Source organism: Streptomyces sp. NPDC060194, from assembly GCF_042728285.1.
GTDB lineage: Bacteria > Actinomycetota > Actinomycetes > Streptomycetales > Streptomycetaceae > Streptomyces.
Window position 1 is genome coordinate 14658 of sequence record NZ_JBHWZH010000083.1, and the last position, 12459, is coordinate 27116.

11 protein-coding genes are annotated in these 12459 nt (G+C 71.4%); 9 read left to right on the top strand and 2 right to left on the bottom strand.

What is annotated here, in order from left to right; genetic code table 11:
* Positions 1–98 precede the first annotated feature (98 nt).
* The 6 genes from eccD (at position 99) to ACFWEG_RS18780 (ending at position 7279) form a co-directional block, all read left to right on the top strand.
* Positions 99–1682 (top strand): type VII secretion integral membrane protein EccD, encoded by a 1584-nt coding sequence (gene eccD / locus ACFWEG_RS18755; protein ID WP_387216382.1) that lies wholly within the window; start codon positions 99–101, stop codon positions 1680–1682.
* 191 nt (positions 1683–1873) lie between these two features.
* Positions 1874–2161 (top strand): 30S ribosomal protein S15, encoded by a 288-nt coding sequence (gene rpsO, locus ACFWEG_RS18760; protein ID WP_387216384.1) that lies wholly within the window; start codon positions 1874–1876, stop codon positions 2159–2161.
* Positions 2162–2451: 290 nt separating this feature from the next.
* Positions 2452–4668 (top strand): polyribonucleotide nucleotidyltransferase, encoded by a 2217-nt coding sequence (locus ACFWEG_RS18765; RefSeq protein ID WP_387216386.1) that lies wholly within the window; start codon positions 2452–2454, stop codon positions 4666–4668.
* A complete protein-coding gene (locus ACFWEG_RS18770; RefSeq protein WP_387216388.1) occupies positions 4665–6041 on the top strand; it encodes a M16 family metallopeptidase in 1377 nt (458 codons plus the stop codon). The genes ACFWEG_RS18765 and ACFWEG_RS18770 overlap by 4 nt, the downstream gene beginning before the upstream one ends.
* Positions 6042–6067: 26 nt before the next feature.
* On the top strand, positions 6068–6823 hold the full coding sequence (gene dapB, locus ACFWEG_RS18775) for a 4-hydroxy-tetrahydrodipicolinate reductase (RefSeq protein WP_387216390.1): 756 nt from the start codon (positions 6068–6070) through the stop codon (positions 6821–6823).
* 15 nt (positions 6824–6838) lie between these two features.
* The gene (locus ACFWEG_RS18780) at positions 6839–7279 is read left to right on the top strand and encodes a hypothetical protein (RefSeq protein WP_387216392.1); all 441 of its coding nucleotides are present in this window, start codon (positions 6839–6841) and stop codon (positions 7277–7279) included.
* Between the two features lie 148 nt (positions 7280–7427).
* Here the strand turns inward: ACFWEG_RS18780 and ACFWEG_RS18785 are convergent, their stop codons facing one another.
* Both ACFWEG_RS18785 and ACFWEG_RS18790 read right to left on the bottom strand, forming a co-directional pair.
* The gene (locus ACFWEG_RS18785; RefSeq protein WP_387216394.1) at positions 7428–7976 is read right to left on the bottom strand and encodes a hypothetical protein; all 549 of its coding nucleotides are present in this window, start codon (positions 7974–7976) and stop codon (positions 7428–7430) included.
* A 111-nt stretch (positions 7977–8087) separates the two neighbouring features.
* Complete coding sequence (locus tag ACFWEG_RS18790; RefSeq protein WP_387216396.1) at positions 8088–8321, bottom strand: hypothetical protein; 234 nt, start codon at positions 8319–8321, stop codon at positions 8088–8090.
* A 205-nt stretch (positions 8322–8526) separates the two neighbouring features.
* Here ACFWEG_RS18790 and thyX point away from each other — a divergent pair, with 205 nt between their 5' ends.
* The 3 genes from thyX (at position 8527) to ACFWEG_RS18805 (ending at position 12176) form a co-directional block, all read left to right on the top strand.
* Positions 8527–9264, top strand: coding sequence for an FAD-dependent thymidylate synthase (gene thyX / locus ACFWEG_RS18795; RefSeq protein WP_387216398.1), 738 nt, complete (start codon positions 8527–8529; stop codon positions 9262–9264).
* A gap of 200 nt (positions 9265–9464) precedes the next feature.
* Entirely contained in the window at positions 9465–10364 is a 900-nt protein-coding gene (gene dapA / locus ACFWEG_RS18800; RefSeq protein WP_387216400.1) for a 4-hydroxy-tetrahydrodipicolinate synthase, read from the top strand.
* 126 nt (positions 10365–10490) lie between these two features.
* Positions 10491–12176 carry a ribonuclease J gene (locus ACFWEG_RS18805; RefSeq protein WP_387216402.1) on the top strand — a complete coding sequence of 562 codons (1686 nt, stop codon included), beginning with the start codon at positions 10491–10493 and terminating at the stop codon, positions 12174–12176.
* Positions 12177–12459 lie beyond the last annotated feature (283 nt).

Here is a 12459-nt window from a genome sequence, read left to right on the forward strand (position 1 = left end):
CTGACAGGCAAGTTGAACCCCCCTCGGGGGCCCGTCCGTCCGGGATCCTACTGACCTCGGACCCCTGCCGAGGGGCGCTAGGCTGCCGCCCGCAGCGTATGCACGCGCGAATGCCCGTGCGGCCCGCGCACGCATCTGCGCCCCACCGCCGACGGTTCGCGGGCGCCCTCGCCACGCAAGCGACAGGTGACCACCAGGTGAGCAGCACGACCCCTCCGCCCCCCGCCCCGCCCCGCTCGGAGTCCCGCGCCCCGGCCGCCCGCAGCGGCTTCTGCCGCGTCACCGTCGTCGCCCCCGACGCCCGCATCGACGTCGCCCTCCCGGACGACCTGCCCGTCGCCGACCTCCGCCCCGAGATCCTCCGGCTCTCCGGCCTGGCCCCCGCCCCCGGCGCCCCGGTCGGCCACCAGCTCGTCCGCGGCGACGGCGCCGTCCTCGACAGCGCCCGCACCCTCGCCGCCCAGCGGGTCCGCGACGGCGAGCTGATCGCGCTGCGCCCCTTCGCCGACTTCCTGCCGCCGCCCGTCTTCGACGACGTCTGCGACGCCGTCGCCTCCGCCGTCCGCCGCGACCGCACCCTGTGGAGCGACGACCTCACCCGAACGAGCGGTCTCGGCGCCGGCTGCGCCCTGCTCGTCCTGCTCGCCCTCGCCCTGTGGTCCGCGCACCCGGGGCACGACATGCACGGCCCGCCTGGCCTCGTCGCCGCCGTCTGCGCCGCCCTGCTCCTCGCCGTCGCGGTCACCCGCGCCCGGGTCTACGCCGACCGGGCCTCCGCGCGCTGCCTCGGCCTCGGCGCCCTGGCGAGCGCCGCCGTCGCCGGCAGCGGCCTGCTCCCGCCCCTCGGCCAGCAGGGCGTCGGCCGCCTCCAGGCGCTCACCGCCTGCACCGCCGTGCTGCTCGCCGCGGTCGTCCTCGTCCTCGCCACCCCGTACGGCGACGCGCCCTTCGTCGCCGCCGCCCTGGCCGCCGCGGGCGGCGCCCTCCTCACCTACCTGGGCATCGTCACCGACCTCCCGCCCGCCGGGACCGCCGCCGTCACCGCCCCCCTCGCCGTCGGCGCCCTCGGCTTCCTCCCCGCCCTCTCCGTCCGCTTCGCCCGCCTCCCCGTGGGCCACGAGGCCGCGGACCCGAACGAGGACGACGCCGACGACCCCGAAGGCGACCCGCCGCAGCACACCGTCGACGCCGACCGCATCGCCGCCCGCGCCCGCCGCGGCCACGAGCTGCTGCTCGGCCTGACCGGCGGCTGCGCCCTCCTCGCCGCCGGCGCCGCGGCCGTCCTCGTCCTCGGCGGGGCGGGTGCCGCACCCGGCCCCTGGGCGCACCTCCTCGCCCTCGCCACCGGTCTCGCCCTGCTCCTGCGCACCCAGCTCTTCCGCCGCGCCGCGCAGATCGCCGCCCTCCTCACCGCCGGCCTCGCCACCCTGCTGCTCCTCGGCGCCGGCCTGGCGGCCGACCTCGCCGCCGCCCCCGGCACCGCGACGGTGTGGCTCGCGGCCGGCCTCGGCGCTGCCGCCGCCCTGGCCGTGACGCTCGCCCTGGCCGTCCCCGCGCGGGGCCTCACCCCCTTCTGGGGCCGCTTCCTGGAACTCGCCGAGTCCCTCGTGCTCCTCACCCTGCTCCCGCTGGCCCTCGCCGTCCTCGACCTCTACCGGACCGTCCGCGCGATGCCGGGCTGACGCGGGGCGCGGCACCCTGGTCCCAGCCGGGAAACCGGGCTGGTAGCCTTGTCGACGGCCGTTTGTGTACGCGCCCCCGGTCTCATCTGGGGACAGCGCTCATCGGACCTTCGCCTCCGAGTCACGGAAGCTCCCCTGAGAACGAGACCAGGGGCACTCGTGGGCGCATCGAACACGAAGAGGAGTACCGAGTGTCTCTCGACGCCGCTACGAAGAAGCAGATCTTTGCCGAGTTCGGCCTGAAGGAGGGCGACACCGGCTCCCCCGAGGTCCAGGTCGCCATGCTGTCGCGCCGCATCTCGGACCTCACCGAGCACCTGAAGACGCACAAGCACGACCACCACTCCCGCCGTGGTCTGCTGATCCTGGTCGGCCAGCGCCGCCGCCTTCTCCAGTACCTGGCGAAGAAGGACATCCAGCGCTTCCGTGCGCTCGTCGAGCGCCTCGGCATCCGCCGCGGTGCCGCCGGCGCCAAGTAAGAACGTCGTGAAGGGAGCGGTCACCCTCGAGAAGAGGGGGCCGCTCCCTTTCGCCGTACGTGCGTCCCGCCGGGTGCGCTTTGTACCCTGGACGCACGGGGTACCGCAGACTTGAGTCGCGGAACACCCCGACGCAGCGAGGAGCGTCTCGCCGCCGCCGGTCCTCGGTAGTGGCCCCCGGAACAACGACACCGGGAGCTTCGATCGAAGACCGGCCCGCACCCACGGACGCTCCTCGCACCCCCGTCCCCGCCACACGGGTGAGGGACGAAGACGAGGAGATTGCACTAGTGGAGAACGAGACCCACTACGCCGAGGCCGTCATCGACAACGGCACCTTCGGCACCCGCACCATCCGCTTCGAGACGGGCCGCCTGGCCAAGCAGGCCGCCGGCTCCGCCGTGGCGTACCTGGACGACGACACCATGGTCCTCTCCGCGACCACGGCCTCGAAGCGTCCCAAGGAGCACCTGGACTTCTTCCCCCTGACGGTCGACGTCGAGGAGCGGCAGTACGCGGCCGGCAAGATCCCCGGCTCGTTCTTCCGCCGTGAGGGCCGCCCCTCCGAGGACGCGATCCTCACCTGCCGCCTGATCGACCGCCCGCTGCGCCCGTCCTTCAAGAAGGGCCTGCGCAACGAGATCCAGATCGTCGAGACGGTCATGGCGCTCAACCCCGACCACCTCTACGACGTGGTCGCCATCAACGCCGCCTCCTGCTCCACGCAGCTGGCCGGCCTGCCCTTCTCGGGCCCCATCGGCGCCACCCGCGTCGCCCTGATCAAGGGCCAGTGGGTCGCCTTCCCGACGCACACCGAGCTCGAGGACGCCGTCTTCGACATGGTCGTCGCGGGCCGTGTGCTCGACGACGGCGACGTCGCGATCATGATGGTCGAGGCCGAGGCCACCGAGAAGACCATCGAGCTCGTCAAGGGCGGCGCCGAGGCGCCGACCGAGGAGATCGTCGCCGCCGGCCTCGAGGCCGCGAAGCCGTTCATCAAGACGCTCTGCAAGGCCCAGTCCGAGCTCGCGTCGAAGGCCGCCAAGCCCACCGGCGACTTCCCCGTCTTCCTGGACTACCAGGACGACGTCCTCGACGCCCTGTCCGGCGCCGTCACGTCCGAGCTGAAGCAGGCGCTCACCATCGCCGGCAAGCAGGACCGCGAGGCCGAGCTCGACCGCGTCAAGGAGCTCGCCGCCGAGAAGCTGCTCCCGAAGTTCGAGGGCCGCGAGGGCGAGATCTCCGCCGCCTACCGCGCGCTGACGAAGAAGCTCGTCCGCGAGCGCGTCATCAAGGACAAGGTCCGCATCGACGGCCGCGGCGTCACCGACATCCGTACGCTCGCCGCCGAGGTCGAGGCCATCCCGCGCGTGCACGGCTCGGCGCTGTTCGAGCGTGGCGAGACCCAGATCCTGGGCGTCACCACCCTCAACATGCTCCGCATGGAGCAGCAGCTGGACACCCTCTCCCCGGTGACCCGCAAGCGCTACATGCACAACTACAACTTCCCGCCGTACTCCGTCGGCGAGACCGGCCGCGTCGGCTCCCCCAAGCGCCGCGAGATCGGCCACGGCGCGCTCGCCGAGCGCGCGATCGTGCCCGTCCTGCCGACCCGCGAGGAGTTCCCCTACGCGATCCGCCAGGTCTCCGAGGCGCTGGGCTCCAACGGCTCGACGTCCATGGGCTCGGTCTGCGCCTCCACCATGTCGCTGCTGAACGCCGGTGTGCCCCTCAAGGCCGCCGTCGCCGGCATCGCCATGGGCCTGATCTCCCAGGAGATCGACGGCCAGACGCACTACGTCGCCCTGACCGACATCCTCGGCGCCGAGGACGCGTTCGGCGACATGGACTTCAAGGTCGCCGGCACCAAGCAGTTCGTGACCGCGCTCCAGCTCGACACCAAGCTCGACGGCATCCCCGCCTCGGTCCTGGCAGCCGCGCTGAAGCAGGCCCGCGACGCGCGCCTGCACATCCTCGACGTGATGAACGAGGCCATCGACGTCCCCGACGAGATGTCCCCGAACGCCCCGCGGATCATCACCGTCAAGATCCCGGTGGACAAGATCGGCGAGGTCATCGGCCCCAAGGGCAAGATGATCAACCAGATCCAGGAGGACACCGGCGCCGACATCACCATCGAGGACGACGGCACCATCTACATCGGTGCCGCGCAGGGCTCGCAGGCCGAGGCCGCCCGCGCCGTCATCAACGGCATCGCCAACCCGACGATGCCCGAGGTCGGCGAGCGCTACCTGGGCACGGTCGTCAAGACGACCACCTTCGGTGCGTTCGTCTCGCTGATGCCCGGCAAGGACGGCCTGCTGCACATCTCGCAGATCCGCAAGCTCGCCGGCGGCAAGCGCGTGGAGAACGTCGAGGACGTGCTCGCGGTCGGCTCCAAGGTCCAGGTCGAGATCGCCGAGATCGACCAGCGCGGCAAGCTCTCCCTGATCCCCGTGGTCGAGGGCGAAGACGCCGCCGACGAGAAGGCTGACTCCGACAAGTGACGTCGCGCAAGCCGACGACGGCCCGCCCCTCCTCGGAGGGGCGGGCCGTCGCCCGTACCCAAACGCTCATCAGCGGCGAGAACGGCATCGGCACCGTGCGGCGCACGACGCTGCCCGGCGGTCTGCGGATCGTCACCGAGACCCTGCCGTCCGTCCGCTCCGCCACCTTCGGGATCTGGGCGAACGTCGGCTCCCGCGACGAGACGCCGTCCCTCAACGGCGCCACCCACTACCTCGAACACCTCCTCTTCAAGGGCACGAAGCAGCGCAGCGCCCTCGACATCTCCTCCGCGATCGACGCGGTCGGCGGCGAGATGAACGCCTTCACGGCGAAGGAGTACACCTGCTACTACGCCCGCGTCCTCGACACCGACCTGCCGCTCGCCATCGACGTCGTCTGCGACATGCTGACCGGCTCGCTGATCGAGCAGGCCGACGTCGACGCCGAGCGCGGCGTGATCCTCGAAGAGATCGCGATGACCGAGGACGACCCGGGCGACTGCGTGCACGACCTGTTCGCGCACACCATGCTCGGCGACACCCCCCTCGGCCGCCCCGTCCTCGGCACCGTCGACACGATCAACGCGCTCGACGCGGCCCGGATCCGCCGCTTCTACCGCAAGCACTACGACCCCACGCGGCTCGTCGTCGCGGCCGCCGGCAACATCGACCACGACAAGGTGGTCCGCCAGGTCCGCGCCGCCTTCGATAGCGCCGGCGCCCTCGACCGCACCGACGCCGTCCCGCTCGCGCCCCGCGCCGGGTCCCGCACCCTCCGCGCGGCCGGCCGCCTGGAGCTGCTCCAGCGCAAGACCGAGCAGGCCCACGTCGTCCTCGGCATGCCCGGCCTCGCCCGCACCGACGACCGCCGCTGGGCGCTCGCCGTGCTCAACACCGCCCTCGGCGGCGGCATGTCCTCCCGGCTCTTCCAGGAGGTCCGCGAGAAGCGCGGCCTGGCGTACAGCGTGTACTCCTACACCTCCGCCTTCGCCGACTGCGGCCTCTTCGGCGTCTACGCCGGCTGCCGGCCGAGCCAGGTCCACGACGTCCTGAAGATCTGCCGCGACGAACTCGACCAGGTCGCCGCCCACGGTCTCCCCGACGACGAGATCGCCCGCGCCATCGGCCAGCTCTCCGGCTCCACGGTCCTCGGCCTGGAGGACACCGGCGCGCTCATGAACCGCATCGGCAAGAGCGAGCTGTGCTGGGGCGACCACATGTCGGTCAGCGACATGCTCGCCCGCATCGCCGCGGTCACCCCGGACGAGATCCGCGAGGTCGCGCACGATGTACTGGGGCAGCGCCCCTCGCTGTCCGTCATCGGCCCGCTGAGGGACCGGCAGGCCGCCCGCCTGCACGAAACCGTCGCCTGAACCAGCACCTAGGGAAGTCACCAGTCATGAGCAAGCTGCGTGTGGCCGTCATCGGAGCCAGGGGCCGGATCGGCTCCGAGGCGGTCCGCGCGGTCGAGGCCGCCGACGACCTGGAACTCGTCGCCGCACTCGGCCGCGAGGACCCGCTCGACGCCCTGACGTCCAGCGGCGCCCAGGTCGCCGTCGAGCTGACCCACCCCGACGCCGTCCTGCCGAACCTGGAGTTCATGGTCCGCCACGGCATCCACGGCGTGGTCGGCACCACCGGATGGACCGATGACCGCCTCGCGCGGCTGACCGGCTGGCTCGACGCCTCGCCCTCCACGGGCGTCCTGATCGCCCCGAACTTCTCCATCGGCGCCGTGCTGACCATGAAGTTCGCGGCCCAGGCCGCTCGCTGGTTCGAGTCCACCGAGGTCATCGAGCTGCACCACCCGAACAAGGCGGACGCCCCCTCCGGCACCGCCCACCGCACAGCCCAGCTCATCGCGGAGGCCCGCGGGAAGGCAGGCCGCCCCCCGCAGCCCGACGCCACCCGCACCGCCCTCGACGGCGCGCGCGGAGCCGATGTCGACGGCGTCCCGGTCCACTCGATCCGCCTGCGCGGGCTGCTCGCCCACCAGGAGGTCCTGCTCGGCGGCGAGGGCGAGACCCTCACCATCCGGCACGACTCGCTGCACCACAGCAGCTTCATGCCCGGCATCCTGCTCGGCGTCCGCCGGGTGCCGACCACCCCCGGCCTCACCTTCGGCCTGGAACACTTCCTCGACCTCGACGGCTGAGCCGGGACCCCCACCATGCGCGCAAAGATCACCTACTTCGCCCTCGCGGCCGTCCTGGTCCTCTGCTTCGGCGTCGTCGCCGACCTGGGGATCCGCCTGATCTCCGTCGGCGGCCCGGTCGCCGTCACCCTCGGCGTCTCCGCCTTCGTCCTGCCCGCGATCGGCGCGTGGTTCCTCTTCCACAGCACCCGCTTCGCCGTCCGTGCCAACCGGCTCTCCGCCGAGCTCGAGGCCGAGGGCGGACTCCCCGTGGACACCCTCACCCGCACCCCCGCCGGCCGCATCGACCGCGACTCCGCCGACGCGGTCTTCGCCCACCGCAAGGCGGAGACCGAGGCGGCCCCCCACGACTGGCGCACCTGGTTCCGCCTCGCCGTCGCCTACCACGACGCCCGCGACACCCCGCGCGCACGCAAGGCGATGCAGCAGGCGATCGCGCTGCGCAGGGCGCGCTGAGGCGCGAAAATATTCGGCCCGGCTGGCGTTTGAGGCCGGAGGGCGCAGCCCGACATGGGGGTGCAGGGGGGCGAAGCCTCCGCCGCGGCCCGTCAGAGCCCGCCGCCGCCCGCGCAGGGCTTCGGGAAGGGGCGGGGCTGGGGAACGACTACCGCTGCGCGTACTCCGACCCCCACCGCGCGAGCCGCTCCGCCGCCCACCGGAACGCCGCCTCACGCCCGAGGAAGTCCCCGTCGTGATCGGTGGCCAGCACCACGTCCTCGCCCCCCACCGAGGCCACGACCGCCTGCCCCTGCACCGTCCGCGGCAGCCCCATCCACCGCACCGGCTGCTGCACCCTCCGCACACCCGACACCGCCGACCACGCGAGCGTCCGCGTCCGGAGGAACGACACCCGCCGCACCCCCCGCGCCGACACCCACGCCCCCACCCGCAGCATCCGCAGCGCGACGACGACCACCACCGCCGCGATCCCCACACACGTCAACGCCCCGGACCCCGACCCGGCGAGCCCGGTCACCAGCCCCGCCATCAGCAGGTACGACGCCAGGAGCAACAGCACCGCCGCGGCGGACACCCGCCACGGCCCCGGCCGGTAGGGCCGGCGCCAGCTGTCCCGGTCCTCGAACGGCAGCGGGACATCCGCCGCGGCGGAGACGCCGAACTCACGATCAGCCGTCAGAAAAGGCAGGGGCACGACAGGTCCTCACTCCAGGCACGCTCGGGCACGCAATGCCCGGTGAGGGTATCCACAGGTCCCGCGGCTTCCACCGCCGGGTCCCCGGACGGCGCGTCGCCCCCCGGGGCCTCAGCGCCCCTCGGCCTGCGACTGCTGCTGCCCCGCCCCGTCCGGCGGCTGCAGCGCCGGCAGCCCGAACAGCAGCGAACCGACCAGACCCGCCACCACGACGAGCCCGATCATCCCCCGCCCCGCGAGCTGCGAGACGCTCGCCCGCTCCCGCGGCGGCGGTTCGACGTTGCTGCGGAACTTGTCGGCATCGGCGATGAATGCGAACGGAACGGGCTCCCGCCGGCGGAACATGAAGGGCTCTCCCCTTGGACCTCGTGACTACAGCTGTCAATGGGACAGACGATCGGATCTGCCCCGTGGTGCCGCTTTTCCCCGAAAACCTCAGATCCATGCGAACCGGTCGTTCCGCTTGCCCCGAACGGCGGACCGGAGACCCCCGCCCGGAGCCGTAGAGTGGTCGCCGCCCGAGCGACGCGATGGGAAGGACCCCGCACCGGTGACCGATTCGACCCCCCACACCAAGCCCACGTTCCGCAGCGACGTCACCGTCGAGCTGGTGAAGCACGCCGCCGCCGACTCCGACGTCCTGTGGGCGGCCAGGGTCTCCACGGCGGGGGAGCAGTCCCTCGAGGAACTGCAGAAGGACCCCGAACGGTCCAAGGGGCTCATCAACTACCTGATGCGCGACCGCCACGGCAGCCCGTTCGAGCACAACTCCATGACGTTCTTCGTCAGCGCCCCGATCTTCGTCTTCCGCGAGTTCATGCGGCACCGCGTGGGGTGGTCGTACAACGAGGAGTCCGGCCGCTACCGGGAGCTCCAGCCCGTCTTCTACGTCCCCGGCGCCGACCGCAAGCTCGTCCAGGAGGGCCGCCCGGGCAAGTACGTCTTCGTCGAGGGCACCGAGGCGCAGCAGGACCTGACCGCCCGCGTCATGGAGGACTCCTACCGCCAGGCCTACGACGCCTACCAGGAGATGCTCGCCGAGGGCGTCGCCCGCGAGGTCGCCCGCGCGGTCCTGCCCGTCGGCCTCTTCTCGTCCATGTACGCCACCTGCAACGCGCGCTCCCTGATGCACTTCCTCGGTCTGCGCACCCAGCACGAGCTGGCCAAGGTCCCGTCGTTCCCGCAGCGCGAGATCGAGATGGTCGGTGAGGCCATGGAGGCCCACTGGGCCGAACTCATGCCGCTCACCCACGCCGCCTTCAACGCCAACGGCCGCGTCGCCCCCTGACGGCACGAGCCGCCAGGCCCCGGTACGGATGTACGAATCTCATGACCGAAGTGTCCGTATTGCGGGCTTTCGGGAAGTTCATCTAGCCTGATCGAACGGACCCGGCGCTGCTTGAACCCCCGAGCAAGCAGTGCCGGGCTCCTTCTCGTCACCTCACCCGAGGGGACACTCGGCGCTGAGCAGCGAGTAGCGTGGTACCCATGGCCCCGACCTCCACTCCGCAGACCCCCTTCGGGAGGGTCCTCACCGCCATGGTCACGCCCCTGACGGCGGACGGCGCACTCGACCTCGACGGCGCACAGCGACTCGCCACCCACCTGGTGGACGCCGGCAACGACGGCCTGATCGTCAACGGCACCACCGGCGAGTCCCCGACCACCGGCGACGCGGAGAAATCGGAACTGGTCCGGGCGGTCGTGGCCGCCGTCGGCGACCGCGCCCACGTCGTCGCCGGCGTCGGCACCAACGACACCCGCCACTCCCTGGAGCTCGCCCGCGCGGCCGCCGCCGACGGCGCCCACGGCCTCCTCGCCGTCACCCCGTACTACAACAAGCCCCCGCAGGAGGGGCTTCTGCGGCACTTCACCGCCATCGCGGACGCCACCGACCTCCAGGTCATGCTCTACGACATCCCCGGCCGCAGCGGCGTCCCCATCAACACGGAGACGATCGTCCGGCTCTCGGAGCACCCCCGGATCGTGGCCAACAAGGACGCCAAGGGCGACCTCGGCCGCGCCAGCTGGGCCATCGCCCGCTCCGACCTCGCCTGGTACTCCGGCGACGACATGCTCAACCTGCCGCTGCTCTCCGTCGGCGCCGTCGGCTTCGTCTCCGTGGTCAGCCACCTGGTCACCCCCGAGCTGCGCGCCATGGTCGAGGCGTACGTCTCCGGCGACGTGCAGAAGGCGACCGAGATCCACCAGCGGCTCCTGCCCGTCTTCACCGGCATGTTCCGCACCCAGGGCGTCATCACCACCAAGGCCGCCCTCACCCTCCAGGGCCTGCCCGCCGGCCCCCTGCGCCTCCCCCTCGTGGAACTCACCCCCGAGGAGACGGCCAAGCTGAAGATCGATCTTGCGGCGGGTGGGGTACAGCTCTGACATCGAGCGCACTGCGCTCCCCGGACTTCACAACTGAATACGCACCACAGACAACTGCAACAGCACGAACGACACGCGCGCCACGTGCCCAGGAGGTACGTGGCGTGCGTGGTTGAGGAGAATCTTTTGAGCCATCCGCACCCTGAACTCGGCGCACCCCCGAAGCTCCCCAAGAACGGCCTGCGGGTCACCCCGCTCGGCGGTCTGGGCGAGATCGGCCGCAACATGACGGTCTTCGAATTCGGCGGCCGCCTGCTGATCGTCGACTGCGGCGTCCTCTTCCCCGAGGAGGAGCAGCCCGGAATCGACCTGATCCTGCCGGACTTCAGCAGCATCCGGGACCGCCTGGACGACATCGAGGGCATCGTCCTCACCCACGGCCACGAGGACCACATCGGCGGCGTCCCGTTCCTGCTCCGCGAGAAGCCGGACATCCCGCTCATCGGCTCCAAGCTCACGCTCGCCCTTATCGAGGCGAAGCTCCAGGAGCACCGCATCCGGCCCTACACCCTCGAGGTCGCCGAGGGCGACATCGAGCGGCTCGGACCGTTCAACTGCGAGTTCGTCGCGGTCAACCACTCCATCCCGGACGCGCTGGCCGTCGCCATCCGCACCCCGGCCGGCATGGTCGTCCACACCGGCGACTTCAAGATGGACCAGCTGCCGCTGGACCGCCGGCTGACCGACCTCCCGACCTTCGCCCGGCTCGGCGAGGAGGGCATCGACCTCCTCCTGTCGGACTCCACGAACGCCGAGGTCCCCGGGTTCGTGCCGCCGGAGCGGGACATCTCCAACGTCCTGCGGACGGTGTTCGCCAACGCCGACAAGCGGATCATCGTGGCCAGCTTCGCCAGCCACGTGCACCGCATCCAGCAGATCCTGGACGCCGCCCACGAGTACGGCCGTCGCGTCGCCTTCGTCGGCCGCTCGATGGTCCGCAACATGGGCATCGCCCGCGACCTCGGCTACCTCAACGTCCCGGCCGGCCTCATCGTCGACGTCAAGACGCTCGACGACCTGCCCGACCACGAGGTCGTCCTCGTCTGCACCGGCTCCCAGGGCGAGCCCATGGCCGCCCTCTCCCGGATGGCCAACCGCGACCACCAGATCCGGATCGTCCCCGGCGACACGGTCATCCTGGCCTCGTCCCTCATCCCGGGCAACGAGAACGCGGTCTACCGCGTGATCAACGGCCTCAGCCGGTGGGGCGCCAACGTCGTCCACAAGGGCAATGCCAAGGTGCACGTCTCCGGCCACGCCTCGGCCGGCGAGCTGCTGTACTTCTACAACATCTGCAAGCCGAAGAACTTGATGCCGGTGCACGGCGAATGGCGCCACCTCCGCGCCAACGCCGAACTGGGCGCCCTGACGGGCGTGCCCAAGAACCACATCGTCATCGCCGAGGACGGCGTGGTCGTCGACCTGGTCGACGGCGCCGCGAAGATCTCCGGCAAGGTCCAGGCCGGCTACGTGTACGTGGACGGCCTGTCGGTCGGCGACGTGACGGAGACGTCCCTCAAGGACCGCCGGATCCTCGGCGACGAGGGCATCATCTCGGTCTTCATCGTGGTCGATTCCTCGACCGGCAAGATCGTGGGCGGCCCGCACATCCAGGCCCGCGGCTCCGGTATCGACGACGCGAAGTTCAGCGCCGTCGTGCCGAAGATCGAGGAGGCCATCGGCCGTTCCGCGCAGGACGGCGTCGTCGAGCCCCACCAGCTCCAGCAGCTGGTGCGTCGCTCGGTGGGCAAGTGGGTGTCCGACACCTACCGCCGCCGCCCGATGATCCTCCCGGTCGTCGTCGAGGTCTGACCCCTCGTCAGGCCCCGTGCAGGGAGCCGGGCCCCCGATTTGCTTCGGACGGCCCGGCTCCAGTACGTTTACGTCTCCGCCTGCGGGGCAGCCGAGTTCCAATACGGTGCTCGGAGCACTTCGCGAAGACGGTGGAAAATCCGACCGGGGAAACCTGCTAGAGTCGGAGACGCAAGACCGAAGGGAAGAGCCCGGAGGAAAGCCCGAGAGGGTGAGTACGAAGGAAGCGTCCGTTCCTTGAGAACTCAACAGCGTGCCAAAAGTCAACGCCAGATATGTTGAT

Coding starts and splice junctions, on each gene's coding strand:
- dapA (WP_387216400.1), top strand. CDS start 9,465: ATGGCCCCGACCTCCACTCCGCAGACCCCCTTCGGGAGGGTCCTCACC.
- ACFWEG_RS18780 (WP_387216392.1), top strand. CDS start 6,839: ATGCGCGCAAAGATCACCTACTTCGCCCTCGCGGCCGTCCTGGTCCTC.
- eccD (WP_387216382.1), top strand. CDS start 99: ATGCACGCGCGAATGCCCGTGCGGCCCGCGCACGCATCTGCGCCCCAC.
- ACFWEG_RS18790 (WP_387216396.1), bottom strand. CDS start 8,321: ATGTTCCGCCGGCGGGAGCCCGTTCCGTTCGCATTCATCGCCGATGCC.
- dapB (WP_387216390.1), top strand. CDS start 6,068: ATGAGCAAGCTGCGTGTGGCCGTCATCGGAGCCAGGGGCCGGATCGGC.